The sequence below is a fragment of the Kitasatospora sp. NPDC054939 genome (assembly GCF_053610105.1).
Map to the genome: position 1 here is coordinate 1 of NZ_JBSGXP010000024.1, position 21,052 is coordinate 21,052.

The window sequence follows — 21,052 nt, forward strand, 5'->3', positions numbered from 1 at the left end:
CCCGGGCACCGGGCCGGCGCACGGGAGGGCGGCAGCGGGGACGGGGCGTCAGGCCCCGCTGTGGCGCAGCATGTCCGCGCGCTCGACCACCTTGACCCGCTCGCGGTCCTCGGCGGCGCCCAGCGCGCGCTCGTGGGCGTCCAGCAGCTTCCAGCCGTCCCACGTGGTGTACCGGGTGCCGCGCTGCTCCAGGTGGGCGGTGACCGCCTCCGGGTCCGGCTCGACGGCGCCGGGCAGCCGGCCCGCGGCGTGGTCGGCGAGCAGGCAGGCCACGGTCTCGTTGGCGTCGCCCTTGGTGTGGCCGATCAGGCCGACCGGCCCGCGCTTGATCCACCCGGTGACGTACGCGGCCTCCTGGTGGGAGCCGTCGGCGGCCAGCACCCGGCCCGCCTCGTTGGGGACGGTGCCGGACACCGGGTCGAACGGCAGCTTCGGCAGCTCGTCCGAGTAGTAGCCGACCGCCCGGTAGACGGCCTGGACGTCCCAGTCCCGGAAGCGGCCGGTGCCCCGGACGTTGCCGGTGCCGTCCAGCTCGGTGCGCTCGGTGCGCAGGCCGACCACCCGGCCGTCCTCGCCGAGCACCTCCACCGGGGACTCGAAGAAGTGCAGGAAGATCCGGTGCGGGCGGGTGCCGGGGTCGCGGATCGCCCAGTTCTCCAGCGTCGCGGCGACCATGTCGGCCTGCTTGTTGCCCCGGCGGGTGGCGATCGAGCCGTCGTCGTACTCGATGTCCTCCGGGTCGACGACGACCTCGATGGTGGGGGAGTGGTCGAGCTCGCGCAGCTCCATCGGGCTGAACTTGGCCTGCGCCGGTCCGCGCCGGCCGAAGACGTGCACGTCCACCGCCCGGTTCTGCTTCAGGCCGTCGTACACGTTCGGCGGGATCTCGGTCGGCAGCAGCTCGTCGGCGGTCTTGGCGAGCACCCGGGCGACGTCCAGGGCGACGTTGCCGACCCCCAGGACGGCGACCTGCTCGGCCTCCAGCGGCCAGGTCCGCGGCACGTCCGGGTGCCCGTCGTACCAGGAGACGAAGTCGGCGGCGCCGTACGAGCCCTCCAGCCGGATGCCGGGGACGTCGAGCGCCCGGTCGGCCATCGCGCCGGTGGAGAAGACCACGGCGTCGTAGAAGCGGTGCAGGTCGTCCAGGGCCAGGTCGTTCGGGTAGTCGACGTTGCCGAACAGCCGGATCTGCGGCTTGTCCAGCACCTGGTGGAGCGCCGTGACGATGCCCTTGATCCGCGGGTGGTCCGGCGCCACGCCGTACCTGATCAGCCCGAACGGCGCCGGCATCCGCTCGAACAGGTCGATGGAGACCCCGGGCTCCCGGGCGGCGTCGGACTTCAGCAGTGCGTCGGCGGCGTAGATGCCGGCGGGGCCGGCGCCGACGATCGCGACGCGGATGGGACGTGTCATGGTGGGCGTTCCTCCGGACGGCGGGCGGGGCGGCTTGGTCGAAGCCAACCCCGCGAAGGTGTTCAACAGTAGGTGGTATGAACCTATGAGGTCATAGCTCAGCCCTATGGGGCGGGGGTCGGCCCGGGCTCGAACCGGACTCGGGCAGGACTCGGACCGGACTCGGACCGGGGGTGGCCGTCGAACCGGCGGCCGCCGCGGCGGTACGCTCACATCCGCCCGACGGGAGAGGACCGAGCGATGCAGCCGCTGGTGGCCGGCGATCCGGAGCGGATCGGCACGTACGAACTGGTGGGACGCCTCGGCAGCGGCGGCATGGGCGAGGTGTTCCTCGGCCGCTCCGCCGACCGGCGGCTCGCCGCCATCAAGGCCGCGCGCAGCGAGTACGCCCACGACACCGAGTTCCGGCGGCGCTTCGCCCGCGAGGTCGAGGCCGCCCGCCGGGTCGACGGCCGGTTCACCGCCGCCGTCCTCGACGCCGACCCGGAGGCCACCCGCCCCTGGCTGGCCACCGAGTACATCGCCGGAGTCTCGGTCACCGAGGCCGTCGCCACCGCCGGACCGCTGCCCGAAGCCTCCCAGTACGCCCTGGTCGCCGGCATCGCCGCCGCCCTGGAGGCCATCCACGGCGCCGGACTCACCCACCGCGACCTCAAGCCCTCCAACGTCCTGCTCGCCGACGACGGCCCCCGGGTCATCGACTTCGGCATCGCCCGGGCCGGCGACCACACCCAGATCACCATGACCGGCACGGCCCCCGGCACCCCCGGCTACATGGCCCCCGAGCAACTGCGCGGCACCGGCGTCGGCCCCGCCACCGACGTCCACGCCCTCGGCGCCACCCTCGTCTTCGCCGCCACCGGCCACGGCCCGTACGGCCAGGGCGACCCGCTCGCGCTGATCTACCGCACCATCGAGGGCGAACCCGAACTCGACGGCGTCCCCGCCGCACTGCGCCCCACCGTCGCCCGCTGCCTCGCCAAGGACCCGGCCGACCGGCCCACCGTGGCGCAGCTGCGGGAGCAGTTCGCCGTCGGCGCCACCCTGCCGCGCGGGCAGTGGCTGCCGCCGCAGCACAGCACCATGGTGCTGGGACGGCAGGAGGCGGCGCACGCGGCGGCCACGGCCACCGCCCTGCCGCTCGTGCCGCCGGCGGGGACGTTCGGGACCTCCGGGACGGGCCTTACGGCGGCGACCTCCGGCGACGCCGGGACCTCCGCCGGCGCGGGGGCCGGGGCCGTCACCACCGCCGCGCCCGCGGCCCGGCGCGGACTGTCCCGGCGCTCCCTGCTGTTCGCCGGCGCGGGCGGGGCGCTGGCCGTCGGCGGCGGGACGATCGCCCTGCTGCGCACCCTCGGCGACACCGACGACAAGGGCGGCCCGTCCGGGCGGCAGCCGGCGCCCTCCGGGTCCACCGACCCGGGCGCGGCCCCGGCCGCGGACTCCTCCGACGGGACGGCCGCCCCGGAGGGGACGTCCTCCCCGCCCGCCGCGGCGGACGCGACCACCCCGCCCGCCGAGGACGGCCCGCTGCCCGCGATCACCTCCGGCCGGGCGTTCGGCGAGACGCCGACCCTCGCCGTCGGGCGCGGCGAGGCGCCGGCCGAACTCGTGCTGCGCACCGTGGTCCAGGGCAGCGGCGCCACCGTCGCCGAGGGCGACCACATCGCCTGCCACTACCTGCTGCAGCCCTGGGACCGCGCCGAGGTCCTCGACAGCTCCTTCGCCCGCGGCGAGCCCTTCACCGCGCAGATCGGCATCGGCCAGGTCATCAAGGGCTGGGACATCGCCCTGACGGGCAAGCAGGCCGGCAGCCGGCTGGAGTTCGCCGTGCCGCCGGCCCTCGGCTACGGCTCCCAGGGCACCGGCGAGATCAAGGGCACCGACACCCTGGTGTTCGTGGTCGACATCCTGGAGGTACGGAAGCCGTAGGCCCCGGCGCGGTCCCGGGGCGGTCCCGGGCGGCCCCGCCCCGGACGGCAGGAGCCCCGGGCCGCGCCCGGCGGGGGGCGCGCCCCGGGGCCCGGGTCCGCAGGTGCGGCGGGGTCAGAACACCGGCAGGCCGTCGCGGACCAGCTTCCACGAGTCGGTGGCGAAGTCGGCCGGGTCCAGGACGCCCTTCGCCTTCACCCAGGCGATCATCGCGTTGCGGATCTCGTCCGAGTTGGCCCACACCTTCGGCGCGGCGGCGACGTGCGGGAAGTTGCCGCCGCCGTTGGCGCGGTAGTTGTTGACGGCGAGCACGAACTGCCGGGCCGGGTCGATCGGCTTGCCCTCGAAGGAGAGGCCGACGATCCGCGAGCCGACCGGCCGGGCGATGTCGATGTCGTACGAGACGCCGTACACCGAGTCGTAGTTGTAGTCCGGGGTGTTGCCCGCGTTGGTGAGCGCGGCCCGGTCGACCGGGGCGCCGGGGGCCAGCTGGTTGTAGTACCTCGCAGAGAACTCCAGGTAGTCCTTGAGCTGGGCGCCGGTCAGGATCCGCGCCTCCAGGGTGTTCTCGTAGATGTACAGCCCGGCCGCGTCGCGCAGCTTGACCTGGCCGGCCGGGATGCGGGCGGTGCGGTTGAACGGCGCGGCCTGCGCCAGCACCGGCAGCGCGGCGTACTGGCCGCCGGCCAGCGCCTCGCGGACCACGTCGGCCTGCACCCGGCCGATCAGGTCGATGATCGGGGTGTCGCGGAACGGCGCCTCGGCGATGGACAGCTCGGTCTTCGCCGTGCCGATGACCTGGTTGACGTAGTCGACGACCTTCCTGTGCTGCTCGGTCATCAGCCCGACGATCTCCGGGTCCTCCGGCACGGTGTTGGAGTTCAGCACCCGCGCGGCGAGCGAGACCACCTTCCAGGCGCCCTGCTCGAACTCCACCTCGAAGTCGAAGCAGGTGAGCCGCTGGCCCCAGCAGAGCGGCTCGGAGAGCACGACCGTGCGGCCGGTCTCCTTGTTGGTGATCAGCCGCTGCGGGACCTCCTTGTGGGCGTGGCCCACCAGGATCGCGTCGATGCCGGGCACCTGCTCGGCCAGCGCGCCGGAGGCGTTCTCCGCCCAGGGCAGCTGGTCGCCGTAGGAGGTGGCCTCGTCCACGCCCGAGTGGGCCGCGACCACGATGACGTCCGCGCCGGCGGCCTTCATCCTCGGCACCCAGGTCCGCGCGGTCTCCACGATGCCGGGGAAGGTCATCTTCCCGGCGACGTTCGCCTTGTCCCAGAGCGCGATGCCGGGGTTGGTCAGGCCGAGGATGCCGACCTTCAGCGCCGGGCCGCGGTCCAGCTTGAGCTTGCGGATGACGTACGGCGGGAACGCGGGCCGCTCGTTGCGGGCGTTCAGCGCGTTGGCGCCGAGCAGCGGGAAGTCGAGCTGCTCCTCGAAGGCGCGCAGGGTGTCGATGCCGTAGTTGAACTCGTGGTTGCCGAGCGCGGCGGCGGTGTACTCCATGGTGTTCATGGCGAGCGCCATCGGGTGCTCGGGCGCCTCGTCGGCGTCGGTCGCGATCGGCTCGACCCGGGCGTAGTAGTACGTCAGCTGGGTGCCCTGGATGGTGTCGCCGGCGTCGATGAGCAGGGTGCGGTCCCAGCCCTTCTCCTCGCGGACCTGCTTGGCCAGCGTGGAGATCTTGGCGAGGCCGACCTCGTTGTGGGCCTTGTCGGCGTAGACGGCGTCGGTGAAGTAGTCCCAGTTCAGCACCCGGCCGTGCAGGTCGGTGGTGCCCATGACGGTGAACGCCTGCCGCTTGCCCCGGCCCTTGGCGCGGGCGTCGGGCGCGGGGGCCGCCGCGGCGGGGGAGGCGGCGGCGAGCGTCGCGCCGCCGGCCAGGGCGGCACCGGCGGCGGTGGCGGCGGACCGGGCGACGAAGTCACGGCGGTTCAGGGGCATGGAGGCGACTCCCGGGTGGGGGGCTTGCTGGAAGAAACGGCCCGTCACCTCCGCTGCGGGTGACGCGCGTAGGTGACGCGCGTAGAAGTGTGCCGCGGGCCGGAGCGGATGGATAGCCCCCGGAGCTGTCCGACAGGTGAGATCTTGGCGACTCGTTCGTGACCGGGACGGTGACCGGCACCGGGCGTTCCCGGACGGCGGCCCCGGGCGGGCGGCGGGCCCGGGCGACGTCCGACCGCGGCCCGGGAATGCCGCCGGGCCGGCCGCCGCACCCCGGGGAGGAGTGCGGCGGCCGGCCCGCGCACGCGCCGGACGTCCCCGGCGGTCGCGCCCGCCGGGAACGGCCTAGATGTAGCCCTCGCGCAGCGCGTGCGCCACCGCGTGCGCCCGGTTGCGCAGCTGCAGACGGGTGGTCAGCCCGTGCAGCACGTTCTTGACCGTCCGCTCCGAGTACGACAGCTGGGCCGCGATCTCCCCGGTGTCCCAGCCCTCCGCGACCAGCCGCAGCACGTCCGACTCGCGCTCCGACAGCCCCGGCGGCACGTACCCCGGCAGCCCCTGGACACTCCGCTGCAGGCGCCCCACCTGGGCGATCAGCCGGCCCAGCAGATCGGCCGGCAGATCGCCGTCCCCGCGCGCCGCGGCCAGCACCGCACGGCCCAGCCGGACCGCCGTCGCCTCCCGCCGCCACAGGATCGCCGCCACGCCGCACTCCACCGCGTCCAGCAGCTCGGCCTCGCGCATCCGCTCCACGACCAGCACCACCCGCTGCTCACCGCCGCGCACCAGCCGGCGCAGCGAGGCCAGGGCCGTCGCGTCGGCCGTCTCGACCAGCACCACGGCCACCGCGCCCGGCGCCGGCGCCGCACCCTCCTCGGCGATCTCCAGCTCGGGGCACTGGCGCAGCTGCGCCTCCGCGCCCGCCCGGGTGATCGGGTCGGCGGCGTGGACGTGCACGGTCACCCGGGTCCGGGCCGCGGGGCCGCCCCCCGGGCGCTGCGCCGGCGCGGCGGTGCGCTGCGGTGCGACGGCCCGCTGCCCGGGGGCCGTGCGCTGCGCGGCGACCCGCGCGGACTGCGCGTGGACGGCCGGCGGGACCGCGCCGCCGTGGACCGGCGCCGCGTGGGCGGCCGGCGGGTGCCCGCCCTGGGGGCGGACCCCGAGCGCGCGCTGGGCGGTGCCGCGCGGTGTGGACGCGAACGGTTCGTGCTCCGTGTGCAGGACAGTCAAGCCGGCCCCTCCTGAGGTCGGGCCCGGCCACACCGTCGGGCGGGCATGACGCGCCGCGCAGGACGGTGCCTGGGGATGGCTGGTGGCGGGGGCCGAAACGGTCGGGGTGCGTCTTTGCCCCCCGGGACAGGCTCCATCGTCCCCAGCGGTCCACCTCCGCGGCCATCGTGGTGCACCACGAGATCGGCCGTACGGGTCGTGGTCGGGCGGACCTCGCGGGCCGCGCCGGCGCTCCGGCGGGGGGCCCGGCCGGACCCGGCCCGGCCGGTCGCAGGGCGGCCGGCGACGGGCCCGCGCACCCGGGCGGGCGCCCCTGACCGGGCCGTACGCGGCTGTACGGTGCCGTACGGGGCGTGCGCGGCGGGGCCGGAGCCGGGCGGGGGGAGGGGGCCGGTGGTGGGCGGACGACCCGACTGCGACGAGAATCACACCGCTAGCCGAGTCGCCGACCCGGCGTCAAGCCGTTTCCCCTGGATGGGGGTCGAATGTGCCCGTTCGGCCACCGGTCGGGGGGACGCCGGGGAGGGAGCAGCATGAACACCGTCAGCGCACGCCGACGGCCGCCGGAGACGGCGGTCCGCAGCGCACCGCGGGCCGACGCGGGCCCGCCGCCCGCCGAGCCCTGCCCGTACGGGACGTCCTGCACCCACGACGGGCCGTTCGCGGCCGCCCCGGCGGCATCCGGTCCGGACGGCCGCCCCTACCTGGAGGAACGTCGACCGCACCTCGAACGGATCACCGAACGCGCCGAACGCGCCCGGGCCGGCCACGGCAGCGTCCTCGTCGTCACCGGCGCCACCGGCACCGGTCGCAGCGCTCTGCTCGCCGAGGCCGCCCACCGCGAGGCCGCGCACGGCAGCACCGTGCTCCGGGCCCGCTGCTCCGCCGACGAGGCCGCCATCCCGTACGCCGCCGCCCGCCAGCTCTTCGAGACCGGCCCCGACGACCATGAGCGCTCCTCCGCCGACCACGACGCCGCAGACCCCGGCACCGCGCCCGGCCCGGATCCGGCACAGGCCCTCTGGGCCCTGCTGCGCCGCCGGGCCGCCCGGGGCCCGCTGCTGCTGGCGGTCGACGACGTCCACCACGCCGACGAGGCCTCCCGCGCCTGGCTGCTCCAGGTCGGCCGGCGCATCGACCGGCTGCCGGTGCTGCTGCTCGCCACCGAGCGCCGCCAGTACGGGCCCGAGCACACCGACCCGCGCTTCGGCCGGGACCTGCCGCCCGCCCTGGTCACCGGCTGCCGGCTCGGTCCGCTCGGCCCCGGGGCCGCGACCCGGCTGGTCCACCGGTACACCGCCGCCCGGCCGGGCAGCGGCGAACCGGTGGAGCGTCCGGGGGGCGGCTGGCCGGGAGTCGATCAGCCGGGGGTCGACCGGCCGGGGCCGGGGCGCCGGTTCGGCGACGCGCTCGCCGCCGACTGCGTCCGCGCCACCGGCGGCAACCCGCTGCTGCTCACCGCCCTCCTCGCGGACCTGGCCGCCCACCCACTGCCCGCCGACGCCACCGCCCTCCCCGACAGCCGCAGCCGCCACCGCGGCGAGGCATTCCCCGAAGCCGTCGAGCACTGGCTGCGCGGCGGCGGCGAAGCCTCCCTGGCCGCCGCCCGCACCCTCGCCGAACTCCACCGGCACCCCGCCGCCCGCACCCGCGACGGCGCCCCCGCCGACCGGGAGGCCTCCGGCCACCCGGCCCCCTGCCACGCCGACCCCGCCGCGATGCTCGCCGAACTGTGCGACGCCGACCCCGCGCAGACCGCCGCCTGGCTGGACGAACTCACCGGCCACGGCCTGCTCACGGCGCCGCACCCGGGCTCCGCACCCCTGCGGCCGACCGCCTTCGGGCCCGTCCCCGCCGCCGGACCCGCCACAGGCCCTGCAGCCGAACCCGACCGGGCGCCCACCGCCGACCGGCCCACCACCGACGACCCCTGGCCGCGCTTCGCCCACCCGCTGCTCGCCGACGCCGTCCTGGCCGGCCAGCCCCGCCACCGCAGGGCCGAAGTCCACCTGGCCGCCGCCGAGTCCATGCACCGGCGCGGAGCGTGCGACGAGCTCGTGGCCGGCCACCTGCTGCTCACCCCCGCCCCCGGCCCCCGCTGGGCCGCCGACCTGCTGCGCGCCGCCGCCCGCGCCGCCGAACGCGCCGGCCGCCCCGCCGACGCCGTCGCCCTGCTCCGCCGCGCCCTCGACGAACCCCTCGGTGACCGCCGGCGCGGCCTGCTCCTCACCGACCTCGGCAGCCTGGAGGTCACCCTCGGACCGGCCGAACGCACCACCGGCGTACGCCGGCTCGCCGAGGCCGTCCACCTCCGACAGTCCGACGAGGACGTCTTCCGCGCCGCCAACACCCTCGGCGCCGTCCTCGCCGCCCGCGGCGACACCACCGCCGCCCTCGAAGTCCTGGAGGAGCTCACCGAACGCTTCGCCGACCGCGAGGACCTCGTCCAGGCCGTGCAGGCCGCCGCCGCCCTGATCGCCTCGCACGACGGCCACAGCTGGCTCCAGGTCGTCGAGGGCCTCCAGCGGATCGCCGCCCGCACCCCGCACCGCCTCGCCCCCGCCGCGCACGCCCTGCTCACCGAGTTCGACTCCACCAGCGGCGTCCTCTCCGCCGCCGAAGTCGCCGTCCGCGTCGACGAACTCGTCCAGGCCCGGGTCGAACCGCTCTGCCGCTCCTACGTCCTGGCCTCCGCCGCCACCCTCGCCCAGTGGGCCGACCGGCTGCCCGTCGCCGACGAACTCGTCACCCGCGGCCTCGCCAACCACCGCGGCCCCAGCCTCGACCCCGGCTACCAGTGCCTGCTCAGCGTGCGCGCCGAATCGCACACCATGCGCGGCGAGTACCAGGCCCTCCTGGAAGAACTCGGCCTCACCGAACCCGGCGCCCCCGAACCCGCCGCCCCCGACGCGCCCGGCAGCCGCAGCTGGTGGCACGGCATCCCGGCGGACGCCCGCCCCGCCCGGGGCCGCTACGCCGAACTCCTCGGCCAGCAGAACGCGCACCTCGTCGCCCAGGCCGTCATCGCCCTCGTCGAGACCGGCCGGCTCTGGCAGGCCCACGGCCTCGCCCGGACCGTCGCCGCCGACCGGGAGACCGGCTCCTGGGAGTGGAACGAATTCCTCTACGCCCGCGGCCTGCTCCACCTCGCCACCGGCGACCCCGCCGCAGCCCTCGCCGACCTCGTCGAATGCGGCCGGCGGCAGACCGAACGGCACGTCCTCAGCCCCATCGTCACCCCCTGGCGCACCGCCGCAGCCGACTGCCACCTCCTCCTCGGCGAACCCGGCCCCGCCGTCGCCCTCGCCGAGGAGGAGCTCTGGTACGCCCGCATCTGGGGCACCCCCCGCACCGTCGGCCGCGCCCTGCGCACCCTCGGCGCCGCCACCGGTGGTCGACGCGGCCTGGAAACCGCCGCCGAGGCCGTCGACCTGCTGCGCGGCGCCGACCTGGACGTCGAACTCGTCCCCGCCCTGATCGGCCTCGGCCGCCTGCTCGGTGACAACGGCCGCCGCAGCGCCGCCCGCCAGGCCCTGCGCGAGGCCGCCGCCCGGGCCGAACACCTCGGCGCCCTGCGCGGGCGCGCCCTCGCCGTGGAAGGCCTGCGCGCCACCGGCGCCCGCCAGACCAAGGGCGAGCACACCGGCACGGACGCCCTCACCGACAGTGAACTGAGGATCTGCCGCCTCGCCGTCGCCGGCCACTCCAACGGCGAGATCGCCGGCCTGCTGCACCTCGCCGTCCGCACCGTCGAGACCCACCTCACCCACAGCTTCCGCAAGCTCGGCGTCCGGCGCCGGGCCGAACTCGGCGGCGTCCTCGACGGCTGAGGGGGCGGGACCGGCACCCGGCCCCGCCCCTCCCACACCCTCGGCTTACCCGCGCAGCGTCGCCGCCAGCCGCTCGACCTCCCGGCCCAGCTCCACCGCCGGATCCGCAGCCCCCGGCACCCACGGCTGCCAGGTCCGGGCCCGCAGGTAGCCGTCCACGGCCACCGGCAGCCCCCACTCCGCGACCCGCTCCGCCTCCGCCGACTCCGGCCCCCGGCGCAACCGCTCCACCAGCTCCGCCACCCCCGACGACCCCGGCAGCTCCACCCCGACCAGCGAAGCCGCCAGCCGGTCCACCGACGCCGGCAGCGCGTGTCCCCCCGGCGCCCGCTGCCCCACCGGCGCCGCGGACCCAGCCCCCACGGCCCGGTCGGAGCTTCCGGACCCCGGACCCTTCCCCGGCCACAGCAGCGCCCCCGCGCCGTACAGCGCCACCACCACACCCGGCCACCACGAGCCGGCCAGCCCCGTGAAGTGCAGCACCAGGCCGGACACCCCGCCCGCACAGCCCGCCAGGTTGCGACCCGACCCCAGGTACTCCAGCACCCGGGAACCCCCCGCCCCCGCGGGCGACTCCCCCGACTTCCCCACCGGCGGTCTACTGGTAGCCACGGATCTCCTCGAACGCCCCGTCCAGCGACGCCGTCCCGTCGAACAGCTTCCCGCCCGACAGGTCCGCGATCCCCTGCAACTGCGCCTTCGCCGCCTCCCCGAACATGATCGGGAACACCGGGACCGCCCGCTGCGCCGGCGACAGCTTCTCGTGGAACGCCCGGAAGTCCTTGTCCGACGCCCCCTCGTTGCTCACCCCGTCCGTCATCAGCACGATCGACGTGAACCGGTCGTCACCCGCGGCCGCCTGCTGCGCCTCGACCACCCGGTACGCCTCCTGCAACGAGCTGTACACGGCCGTCCCCCCGTCCGCCACCAGCCCCTGCACATCCGCGGTGATCGCCGCCAGCACCTCCTGCGGCCCCGGCTGCGCCCCCGTCGCCGGCACCACGTGCCGCTTCGTCGACTTCACCTTCGACGCGAACGAGATCAGCGTGACCTCCTCCCGGTTCCGGAACCGCCGCACCCCGCGGGTGTCGTCCGTCCCCGCCAGCCGCCCCATCGCCGCCTTCAACGACGCCAGCCGGTCACCCTTCATCGAACCCGAGGTGTCCAGCACGTACACCGTCCGCGACGGCCGCCGCAGCTCGTTCTGGTACGAGGACAGCAGCCCGTCCGCGATCGCCCGCGACCCCGGGAACGGCAGCTCCCGCAACCGGTCCGTCGGCAGGCCCGGCGCCGACACCGCCCCCGCCGTCACCGGCCGGCGCAGCGTCAACTCCGAGATCCGCCGCTGCACGTCCTCATTCAGCAGGTACCCGGTCAGCTTCTGGAACGCGTCCCGCTCCCGCTGTGCCGACGAACTCAGCAGCGTCAGCGGGTAGTCCGCCGACACCACCCCGTCCACCGGCCGCACCACGGTCAACTGCTGGTCCTGCGGCAGCGTCTTGTTCAACGACAGCAGCACCGACTCGTAGTTCACCAGCGCCCCCACCCGGCCCGACTCCGCCCGGGTGTACGCCTGCGCCAGCCAACCCGACGAACCCGAGGTCAACCGCTGGCCCGTGAAGAACTTCTTCAGCGCCGGCGTCGCCCGCTGCACGTCCTCCGTGGTCAGCGCCGAACCCGCCCCCGACAGCGCCGACGCCACCGCGACGAGCGCCGAGAAGCCCGAGTTGGACCGCGACGGATCCGCCATGCCGTACGACAGCCGGCCCGCCGAGGCGGCCTCCGCCAGCTGCGCCCAGCTCACCTTCGAGCCGTCCCCCCAGCCCAACTCGCCCAGCACGGACGCCCGCACGCCCACCGCCACCGGCGAGACCGCGATCGGGGTCTCGGACAGCAGCCTGGACTTCCCGGCCTCGTCCAGGCGCAGGTACTTGTTGGACGGGAACCAGACCGCGTCGTACCTGCCGTCCGCCCGGCCGGTGGAGACCGCGTCCGCGCCGTCCAGCGAACCCGTCCAGGCGAACTGCACGGTCACCCCGACGGCCTTCTGCGCCTCCTCCAACACCGGGGCGATGTCCTGCAGTTCGCTGCCGGCCAGCACCCGCAGCACGCCCGCCTGGGCGGTCGTCGCCGGGGCGTCGGTCGGCCGCGGGGCGGGCCTGCCGCCGCCCGAGGTGCAGCCCACCGCCACCAGCAGCGCCACCCCGGCCGCCAGCAGCCGGCCCGCGCCCCGGCGCCGGCCGCCCGGCCGCCGCTCGCCCCGCTGCCGCAGCCCGCGTCCGTCGCGCCTTCCCATGGCCACCACCCCCGTCACCGGCCCTTCGCCGTGTTGACCAGCTTCTTCAGCATCTCCACCGTCGGCACCTGCACCTGCTGCACCTGCGCCGCCGCCAGGTCGGGTGCGAAGTGCGGCCCCGGCTTCCCGGAGACCGCCTTGCTCAGCGCCCCCGGGTCGGCCTGCGGCCGGAAGCCGTACTTCGCCGCCAGGGTGCGCAACCTCTCGTTGTCGCGCAGCAGTTCGGCCAGCCGCTTGCCGTTCTCCTTCAGCGCGACCACGGTGTGGTCGCTGGAGATCGTGATGTCCGGGTACAGCACCACCATGTCGCCGGCCGAACCGCCCGGCGTGGCCTTGCCCTTGGCGGTCAGCGCGGCCACCTGCGACTCGTACGCCAGCACCAGCGGGCTGCTCGCACCCGACACGAAGTCCGTGAACGGCCCGTCGCTGCTGGAGCGCTGGCCGCCCTGCACCGAGACCACCCGGCGCACCGGATCGGCCACCCGGGCCACCCCGGCGTCGTCCGACACCACCTGGCGCCCGTTGGCCAGGTACGAGACCAGGGCCAGGTAGAGCGCCCCGGAGGAGGAGTCCGCCGGGTCCGTGGTGGTCAGGTAGAGGTCCCCGGCCAGCTCGTTGTGGCCGGCCGTCTCCTTCAGGTCCTGCCAGGTCTTCTTCGCCTGCACCAGATCCACGTAGGCGCCCATGGCGAACGTCCAGACGCCCGACTCGGAGCGCTTCGCCAGACCGTTCTGCCGCAGCACCTCGGCGACCGGTGCGTGCGCCACCACGACCAGCGGCGAGTAGAACGGCCGCACCTGCTCGCCGAAGATCTGCTGCTTGTCCTTGATCGCGTTGGCCGGGGACGAACTCGCCGGGAACGCGAAGTCGTACGCGCCGAGCTGGGCCTCGCTCATCAGCCAGGACCCGGTGCTGTCGATCTTCACCTCGACGCCCCGGGCCTTCAACTCCGCGACCACCTCGGGATCCTGGAAGAACTCCCGCTTCTCCGAACCGATCAGCCCGCTGATCACGACCGGGCCGCCCCCGCCCGACGGGTCGGACCGCAGCAGCGCGACCGCCACGCCCGCCAGCAGCACGAGTGCCGCCACCACCCCCAACGCACGCTTCATGCCGAACGCTTCCCCCTCGTCCCTGCCTCCGGGCTCCGGCGGAGCTCGCGGATGAAGAGCGTCCCGCCGGCGGGGGAGCACGGGCGGAAGCCCGGGTGAATCGGGGGTTAACACCCCTTCACGGAATCGCATCGGCGAACGGGACGGCGCAGGCGGTTCGCACACCGGAGCGGGGATGTGTCAGATTATTCAACTCGCCGTCCGGCAAAGGTCATCCGGCTGTCTGATGGAACGTCGTTGTTACGCGCCGGTAATGCCTACTCTCAGCACTATGCGCCGAGCAAAAATCGTCTGTACCCTCGGGCCAGCCACCGACTCGTACGACCAGATCAAGGCCCTGGTCGACGCCGGGATGGACATCGCCCGATTCAACCTGAGCCACGGCTCCCACATCGAGCACGAGGAGCGGTACCGCCGCGTCCGCAAGGCCGCCGACGAGACCGGCCGCAGCGTCGGCGTCCTGGTCGACCTTCAAGGCCCGAAGATCCGCCTCGACACCTTCGCCGAGGGCCCTGTACTTCTCGAACGCGGCGACCGGTTCACCATCTCCACCGACGAAGGCGTCGTGGGGACCCAGGACCTCTGCGGCACCACCTACCCCGGCCTCGCCGCGGACGTCGCCCCCGGCGAGCGCATCCTCGTCGACGACGGCCGGGTCTGCCTGGAGGTCGTCGAGGTCGACGGCCCGCGCGTGCACTGCACCGTCCTCGAAGGCGGCCTGGTCTCCGACCACAAGGGCCTCAACCTCCCCGGCGTCGCGGTCTCCGTCCCCGCACTCAGCGACAAGGACGTCGCCGACCTGCGGTGGGCCCTGCGGACCGGCGCCGACCTCGTCGCGCTCTCCTTCGTCCGCAGCGGGCACGACGCCGAGGACGTGCACCGGATCATGGCCGAGGAGGGCCGCCGGATCCCCGTCATCGCCAAGATCGAGAAGCCGCAGGCGGTCGAGAACCTCGAATCGATCGTCGACGCCTTCGACGGCGTCATGGTGGCCCGCGGCGACCTGGGCGTGGAGATGCCCCTCGAACAGGTCCCGATGGTCCAGAAGCGCGCCGTCAAGCTGGCCAAGCGCAACGCCAAGCCGGTCATCGTCGCCACCCAGATGCTCGACTCGATGATCAACGCCTCCCGGCCCACCCGCGCCGAGGCCTCCGACGTCGCCAACGCCGTCCTCGACGGCACCGACGCGGTGATGCTCTCCGGCGAGACCTCCGTCGGCAAGTACCCCGTCGAGACGGTCCGCACCATGGGCCGCATCATCGAGGCCGCCGAGACCGACGTCCTCGCCGCCGGCCTGCCGCCGCTCACCCCGCGCAACAAGCCCCGCACCCAGGGCGGCGCGGTCGCCCGCGCGGCGGCCGAGATCGGCGACTTCCTGCACGCCAAGTACCTCATCGCCTTCACCCAGTCCGGGGACACCGCCCGCCGGCTCACCCGCTACCGCTCGCCGATCCCCGTCCTCGCCTTCACCTACGAGCCCGCCGTCCGCAGCCAACTCGCCCTCACCTGGGGCGTGGAGACCTTCCTCGGCCCCTTCGCCGCCACCACCGACGAGATGGTCGAGCAGGTCGACGCCGCACTGCTCTCCCTCGGCCGCTGCGAGAAGGGCGACATCGTCGTCATCACCGCAGGCTCCCCGCCCGGCCTCGCCGGCTCCACCAACCTCGTCCGCGTCCACCACGTCGGCCAGTTGGACAACTGAGCAGGCTCCGCGCCGGAGTTCGAGGGCGGCATCCCCCGTCAAGGGGAATGCCGCCCGTTCCCCGTCGGTGGCGCTGCGGGTGGCGTACTGGATCGCGTCTGGGTGGAGGATCATCCTGCTCACGGCCTTCCGCAAGTCGCGGATGCGCGCGACTGCGGAGGTGGAGCGGGCGCGGAGGGCGATGCGGCGCTGTATCGAGGAGCGGCACACGGTCGACGAGGACGAGGAGTGGTCGGCATGACCGAACGGACGTCGTGGCGCGCGATGCGGGAGGAGATCCTGAGCCGGGGCGTGGATGCCGCGTACAACGCGGCCCGGATCCGGTTCGAACTCGGCGATGCCGTGCGGCTGCGCCGGGAGGAACTGGGGATGACGCAGTCCCAGTTGGCGGCAGCCGCAGGTATGCGTCAACCGGCGATCGCCCGGTTCGAGGCCGGTGGGACGATGCCGCCGATCACGGTGCTGGAGCGAAGAGCCCGATGATGTCGGCGGACGTGTTGGTGAAGAAGTACCGCGGGTACTCGTAGCGCTTCGACGCGCCGCCGACGGTGCGGACGGTCCAGTTGGTGATCCGGCACCTGTCGGAGTGGATCAGGCCCCGCAGGAATTCCCATGGATGGGCGTTCACGATCTCCCGCTGCCAGGGCACCAGGGCTATCGCGCGGTCGTGTTTCTTCCCGGGCCCGTGCTGGGGGAAGAGGCACGGCCAGTGCTTGCTGGTACTCACGACGCTGGTGCAGCCGGGCGCGCGGACCCGCTGGACCTTGTTGTGCGACATGACCCGGGTGATTGCCTGCTCGCAGGCTTCGATCAGACCCGGCCAGGAGTCCGCGCAGGCGATGCGGAGCGCATACACCTGGCGGCGGCCCGGGCTGAGGCAGCCGTCGCCCAGATAGAGGCCGAGCAGGTAGGCGTAGTCGGGGCGCGGGCATGCCGGATGCAGCCCGTTCGGCTGTACCGGGCACTCGGCGGTCATCCGAGGGCTCGGGACATGGCCGGAGGTCCACTGGCGGACGGCGAATCGGGATATCCCGGTCAGTCGGCTGATCTGGCTGAAGGTCAGCCCGGAGCGGTGGAGTTCCAGTGCTCGCTGGCGTGTCGCGAGGTCGTACATGGGGTCGACACTGCGCGGGCGTCCGATCGCCTGGAGGAGAACACGGGGCAATTCACCCGGACCAGCGAACGCCTCAAGTAGTCACACTTCCTTCGATTCGAAGGAAAAGTGCCCCGAGTGGGATTCGAACCCACACTTTATGGTGTTTGAGACCATTGCCTCATGCCAATTGGGCTATCGGGGCCTGCGAATCGAAGGTTTGCGCCTCCGCGTCGTACATCAAACATACCGTGTCTTAGTACCCTCGTGCATGCAGTCCCCCGCCGGAACGAGGAGCCCCGTGAGCACCGCCGACGAGCAGCCCGAGCCGCTTGAGACCGAATCGCCCCAGATCACCCGGATCGTGATCGCCGAGGACGAGGCGTTGATCCGTCTCGACCTGAAGGAGATGCTCGAAGAGGAGGGGTACACCGTCGTCGGCGAGGCCGGGGACGGCGAGACGGCGGTGAGGCTCGTCGAGGAGCTGCGCCCCGACCTGGCGATCCTCGACGTGAAGATGCCGGTGCTGGACGGGCTGTCGGCGGCCGAGCGGATCCACGAGGCGCACCTGGCGCCGGTGCTGATGCTGACGGCGTTCTCGCAGCGCGAGCTGGTGGACCGGGCGCGCGACGCCGGGGCGATGGCGTACATCGTGAAGCCGTTCAGCAAGAGCGACCTGGTGCCGGCGATCGAGATGGCGGTCTCGCGGTACACCGAGATGCGCACGCTGGAGGAGGAGATCGCGGACCTCACCCAGCGGCTGGAGACCCGCAAGCTGGTGGACCGGGCGAAGTCGGTGCTGCAGACGAAGTTCGGGCTGACCGAGCCGGCGGCGTTCCGGTGGATCCAGAAGACCTCGATGGACCGTCGGATGACGATGGCCGCGGTCGCGGAGGCCGTGATCGAGGAGGGCGAGGCGCAGGACCGCAAGAAGGCCGAGGAGGCCGGGGGCGAGTAGTCCGCGGACAGGCCGAAGGGCCCGGCAGCCAGTGCTGCCGGGCCCTTCCGCCGTTCCGGACGGTGTCAGTCCTCGCCGAGGTAGGCCTTGCGGACGGACTCGTCGTGGAGGAGGTCCGGGCCGGTGCCCTTGAGCACGATGCGGCCGGTCTCCATGACGTACCCCTGGTCGGAGAGCGAGAGCGCGGCCTGCGCGTTCTGCTCGACCAGCAGGATGGTGGTGCCGGAGGCCTTGAGCTCGATGATGGTCGCCATGATCTTCTGCATCATGAGCGGGGAGAGGCCCATGGAGGGCTCGTCGAGCATCAGCAGCTTGGGCTGGGACATCAGGGCCCGGCCCATGGCGAGCATCTGCTGCTCGCCGCCGGAGAGGGTGCCGGCGGCCTGCTTGCGGCGTTCGCCGAGGATGGGGAAGAGGGTGTAGGCCCGCTCCACGTCGGCGGCGATGCCGGCGGTGTCGCTGCGCAGGAAGGCGCCGAGGAGGAGGTTCTCCTCGATGGTCATGCGCGGGAAGATGTGCCGGCCCTCGGGGGAGTGGGCCAGGCCGAGCGACACGATCTTGTGCGCGGGGACGGTGTTCAGCGGCTGCCCGTCGAACGTGATCTTCCCGGCGGTGGGCTTGAGCAGCCCGGAGAGGGTGCGCAGGGTCGTGGTCTTGCCGGCGCCGTTGGTGCCGATCAGGGTGGTGACCTCGCCCTGGTTGACGGTGAAGCTGATGCCCTTGACGGCTTCGATCTTGCCGTAGGCGACGCGGAGGTCCTCGACCTCAAGGAGTGCGGTCACTGGTCGGTCTCCGTTGCTGCGGTGGCGCCGGTGGTGCCTTCGAGCGGGGCGCCGAGGTAGGCGGTGATGACGCGCTCGTCGTTCTGGACGGTCTCGCGGTCGCCCTCGACGATCTTCTGGCCCTGGACGAGCACCGCGGTGCGGTCGCAGAGGTTGAAGATGAAGCGCATGTCGTGCTCGATGACGAGGATGGAGATGCCCTTGTCCCGGATGGCGAAGACGAGTTCCTCGGCGGCGCGGGTCTCCTGGGGGTTCATGCCGGCGGTGGGCTCGTCGAGGAGCAGCAGGCCGGGGTCGGAGGCGAGGGCGCGGGCGATCTCCAGCTTGCGCTGCTCGCCGTAGGGGAGGTTGCGGGCGAGGTGGTCGGCCTTTTCGGCGAGGCCGGTGAACTCCAGGAGTTCCATGGCCCGCTCGCGGCTCTCGGCCTCGGCGCGCTGGTACTTGGGGCCGCGCAGGATGGCGGCGAACAGGCCTTCCTTGGTGCGGGTGTGGCGGCCGACGAGCACGTTCTCCAGGACGGTCATGTTGGCGAAGAGCCGGATGTTCTGGAAGGTGCGGGCGATGCCGGCCTGGGTGACCAGGTGGGGCTTGGGCGGGAGGACGGTGCCGCGGTAGCTGACGCGTCCCTCGGTGGGGACGTACAGGCCGGTGAGGCAGTTGAAGAAGGTCGTCTTGCCGGCGCCGTTGGGGCCGATGAGGCCGATGATCTCGCCCTCGTTGACGGTGAGGGAGACGTTGTTGACGGCGGTGAGGCCGCCGAACCGCATGGTGACGCCGGAGACGTCGAGCAGCGGGGTGGGCACGGGGGCGGTGGTGGTGGTCATCTGGGGGTCACGCCCCTGCCTTGGTCAGTGGGACGGGATCGGTGCTGCTCTGGGCCGGGATGGCGGCCTCGTGGAACTCCAGTTGCTGCCGGCGGTTGGGGATGAGGCCCTCCGGGCGGACCCGCATGAGCAGCATGAGGGCGATGCCGAAGGCGAACAGCTGGTAGTCGGCGAGGAATTCGAGCTTCTTCGGGATGAGGAAGAGCAGCGTGGCGCCGGCCAGCGGGCCGCTGATGGTGCCCATGCCGCCGAGGATGACCGCGGCGAGCAGGAAGGCGGAGTTGGGCGGCAGGGCCTCGGCGAAGGTGTACTGGTCGGGGGTGACCGTGTAGCTGACGTGGGCCTGGACGGTGCCGGCGAGGCCTGCGAGGCAGGCGCCGAGGGCGAAGGCGAGGAGCTTGAGGCGGAAGCCGTTGATGCCCATGGCCTCGGCGGCGGTCTCGTCCTCGCGGATGGCGACCCAGGCGCGCCCGATGCGGGAGTTGCCGACGCGGGCGAAGACCAGCACGACGAGCGCGGTGACCAGCAGCATCAGCAGGTAGTAGTTGGAGAAGCGGCCGAGTTCGACGCCGAGGACGGTGTGCGGCTTGCCGAGGTCGAAGCCGAGGATCTGCAGGTCGGGGATCCGCGGGATGCCGTTGGAGCCGTTGGTGACGTCGGGGCCGGTGGTCCCGTTGAGGTTGAGCATGGTGATGCGGAAGATCTCGCCGAACCCGAGGGTGACGATGGCGAGGTAGTCGCCGCGCAGCCGCAGGGTGGGGGCGCCGATCAGGACACCGAAGATCATCGACACCACGGCGCCGGTGAGCATCGCGGCCCAGAAGGGGAACTGGACGTTGATGGGCGAGGCGGGCGAGCCGGAGACCAGGGCGGCGGCGTAGGCGCCGACGCCGAGGAAGGCGACGTAGCCGAGGTCGAGCAGACCGGCGAGGCCGACGACGATGTTGAGGCCGAGCGCGACGGTGGCGAAGATCAGGATGTTGGTGGCGACCGAGGTGTACTGGTCGCTGGTCTGGGTGAACGGGAAGCTGGCGGCGGCGGCGAAGGCGGCGCCGGTGGTGACCGGGCGGTACTTGACCGTCAGGGCGCGCAGCCGGTTCAGCAGGCCGGACTTGGCGAGGGCGCCGATGGCGAAGCCGGCCAGCAGCAGGTAGCCGATGAACAGCTCGCCGTACTCGGTGTCGATGCCGAAGGTGATGGCGAAGAGGCCGAGGCCGAAGGCGACGACGATGAGCAGGATCTCGACCCAGGAGGGCAGTTCGCGGGCGGCCGGGAGGGGCCGCTCGACGGTGCCCAGCCGCAGCCAGGAGTTGGCGAGGTGGACGAGCTGGACGAGGAGCACGGCGCCGGCGGCGATGAGGAGTCCGCCGCCGAGGGCGACCATGACCGGGGCGACCGGCTGGCTCTCGGGGATGGCCTTGGCGGCGTAGTACGCGGCCGGGGCGATCGGCAGGAGCACGAAGAGCCGGCGGTCGAGGATGCGCACCGGCACGGAGGTGCGGCGGTCGAGGGGCAGGGTGAGTGCGCCGACGACGGCGAGCAGGGAGCCGAGCGCGGCGAGCCAGCCGCCGGGGTCGAGGTTGAGCAGGCCGCCGAGGTCGAGCGAGATGGCGGTGACGCTGTAGAGGCTGACGGCCGCGGTGCCGGAGGCGGCGTACAGGACGGCGTTGTTGCTGCGGGTGGGGGCGGCCCAGCGCAGGCCGGGGACGCCCTGGCCGGCGAGGACGAGCAGGAGGGTGAGCAGGCCGCCGGTGAGGGCGAGCCACTGGAGTCCGGCGGGGTAGCCGTAGAGGGTGAGGTCGCCGGGGAACTCGGAGGACCAGGTCCAGGGGAGCAGCGCGGAGGCGGCCGCGGCGACGGCGCCGGCGGCGGTGAGGGCGGCGCCGAAGCGCGGGCCCATGCCGGGCAGGGGGATGACCGGGGTGGTTTCAGTGCTCAT

General features: G+C 73.7%; 15 protein-coding genes and 1 tRNA gene. 5 read left to right on the plus strand and 11 right to left on the minus strand.

Features of this window, described 5'->3' with window-relative positions; all coding sequences use genetic code 11:
- Positions 1–48 precede the first annotated feature (48 nt).
- A complete protein-coding gene (locus ACWGB8_RS09830; protein ID WP_452211993.1) occupies positions 49–1,413 on the minus strand; it encodes an FAD-dependent oxidoreductase in 1,365 nt (454 codons plus the stop codon).
- A gap of 240 nt (positions 1,414–1,653) precedes the next feature.
- On the opposite strand from ACWGB8_RS09830, the gene ACWGB8_RS09835 reads away from it, so the two are divergent.
- Positions 1,654–3,345, plus strand: coding sequence for a protein kinase domain-containing protein (locus tag ACWGB8_RS09835; protein WP_452211994.1), 1,692 nt, complete (start codon positions 1,654–1,656; stop codon positions 3,343–3,345).
- Positions 3,346–3,459: 114 nt separating this feature from the next.
- Here the strand turns inward: ACWGB8_RS09835 and ACWGB8_RS09840 are convergent, their stop codons facing one another.
- On the minus strand, positions 3,460–5,286 hold the full coding sequence (locus tag ACWGB8_RS09840; protein ID WP_452211996.1) for a bifunctional metallophosphatase/5'-nucleotidase: 1,827 nt from the start codon (positions 5,284–5,286) through the stop codon (positions 3,460–3,462).
- A gap of 345 nt (positions 5,287–5,631) precedes the next feature.
- Positions 5,632–6,243: a helix-turn-helix transcriptional regulator gene (locus ACWGB8_RS09845; protein ID WP_452212077.1), complete on the minus strand. Its 612-nt coding sequence runs from the start codon at positions 6,241–6,243 to the stop codon at positions 5,632–5,634.
- Positions 6,244–7,049: 806 nt separating this feature from the next.
- On the opposite strand from ACWGB8_RS09845, the gene ACWGB8_RS09850 reads away from it, so the two are divergent.
- Positions 7,050–10,346, plus strand: coding sequence for an AAA family ATPase (locus tag ACWGB8_RS09850; RefSeq protein ID WP_452211998.1), 3,297 nt, complete (start codon positions 7,050–7,052; stop codon positions 10,344–10,346).
- A gap of 45 nt (positions 10,347–10,391) precedes the next feature.
- Here the strand turns inward: ACWGB8_RS09850 and ACWGB8_RS09855 are convergent, their stop codons facing one another.
- The 3 genes from ACWGB8_RS09855 to ACWGB8_RS09865 are packed head-to-tail and all read right to left on the minus strand — an operon-like array spanning position 10,392 to position 13,754.
- The gene (locus ACWGB8_RS09855) at positions 10,392–10,958 is read right to left on the minus strand and encodes a hypothetical protein (protein ID WP_452212000.1); all 567 of its coding nucleotides are present in this window, start codon (positions 10,956–10,958) and stop codon (positions 10,392–10,394) included.
- Positions 10,945–12,642: an extracellular solute-binding protein gene (locus ACWGB8_RS09860; RefSeq protein ID WP_452212002.1), complete on the minus strand. Its 1,698-nt coding sequence runs from the start codon at positions 12,640–12,642 to the stop codon at positions 10,945–10,947. The genes ACWGB8_RS09855 and ACWGB8_RS09860 overlap by 14 nt, the downstream gene beginning before the upstream one ends.
- Before the next feature lie 14 nt (positions 12,643–12,656).
- Positions 12,657–13,754: a hypothetical protein gene (locus ACWGB8_RS09865; protein WP_452212003.1), complete on the minus strand. Its 1,098-nt coding sequence runs from the start codon at positions 13,752–13,754 to the stop codon at positions 12,657–12,659.
- A gap of 271 nt (positions 13,755–14,025) precedes the next feature.
- Between ACWGB8_RS09865 and pyk the strand changes: the two genes are divergently transcribed.
- Together pyk and ACWGB8_RS09875 are read left to right on the plus strand one after the other, a co-directional pair.
- Positions 14,026–15,456, plus strand: coding sequence for a pyruvate kinase (gene pyk / locus ACWGB8_RS09870; RefSeq protein WP_452212005.1), 1,431 nt, complete (start codon positions 14,026–14,028; stop codon positions 15,454–15,456).
- 237 nt (positions 15,457–15,693) lie between these two features.
- The gene (locus ACWGB8_RS09875; protein WP_452212007.1) at positions 15,694–15,939 is read left to right on the plus strand and encodes a helix-turn-helix domain-containing protein; all 246 of its coding nucleotides are present in this window, start codon (positions 15,694–15,696) and stop codon (positions 15,937–15,939) included.
- Here the strand turns inward: ACWGB8_RS09875 and ACWGB8_RS09880 are convergent.
- Positions 15,911–16,570 carry a transcriptional regulator gene (locus ACWGB8_RS09880; RefSeq protein WP_452212009.1) on the minus strand — a complete coding sequence of 220 codons (660 nt, stop codon included), beginning with the start codon at positions 16,568–16,570 and terminating at the stop codon, positions 15,911–15,913. The genes ACWGB8_RS09875 and ACWGB8_RS09880 overlap by 29 nt on opposite strands.
- Positions 16,571–16,679: 109 nt before the next feature.
- Positions 16,680–16,754: transfer RNA gene (locus tag ACWGB8_RS09885), tRNA-Leu, on the minus strand.
- A 96-nt stretch (positions 16,755–16,850) separates the two neighbouring features.
- Here ACWGB8_RS09885 and ACWGB8_RS09890 point away from each other — a divergent pair.
- Positions 16,851–17,507 carry an ANTAR domain-containing response regulator gene (locus ACWGB8_RS09890; RefSeq protein ID WP_452212011.1) on the plus strand — a complete coding sequence of 219 codons (657 nt, stop codon included), beginning with the start codon at positions 16,851–16,853 and terminating at the stop codon, positions 17,505–17,507.
- A 65-nt stretch (positions 17,508–17,572) separates the two neighbouring features.
- On the opposite strand, the gene ACWGB8_RS09895 is transcribed toward ACWGB8_RS09890, so the two are convergent.
- The 3 genes from ACWGB8_RS09895 to ACWGB8_RS09905 are packed head-to-tail and all read right to left on the minus strand — an operon-like array spanning position 17,573 to position 21,052.
- Positions 17,573–18,289 (minus strand): ABC transporter ATP-binding protein, encoded by a 717-nt coding sequence (locus ACWGB8_RS09895; protein ID WP_452212012.1) that lies wholly within the window; start codon positions 18,287–18,289, stop codon positions 17,573–17,575.
- Positions 18,286–19,113: an ABC transporter ATP-binding protein gene (locus ACWGB8_RS09900; RefSeq protein WP_452212014.1), complete on the minus strand. Its 828-nt coding sequence runs from the start codon at positions 19,111–19,113 to the stop codon at positions 18,286–18,288. The genes ACWGB8_RS09895 and ACWGB8_RS09900 overlap by 4 nt, the downstream gene beginning before the upstream one ends.
- A gap of 7 nt (positions 19,114–19,120) precedes the next feature.
- Positions 19,121–21,052 (minus strand): branched-chain amino acid ABC transporter permease, encoded by a 1,932-nt coding sequence (locus tag ACWGB8_RS09905; protein ID WP_452212016.1) that lies wholly within the window; start codon positions 21,050–21,052, stop codon positions 19,121–19,123.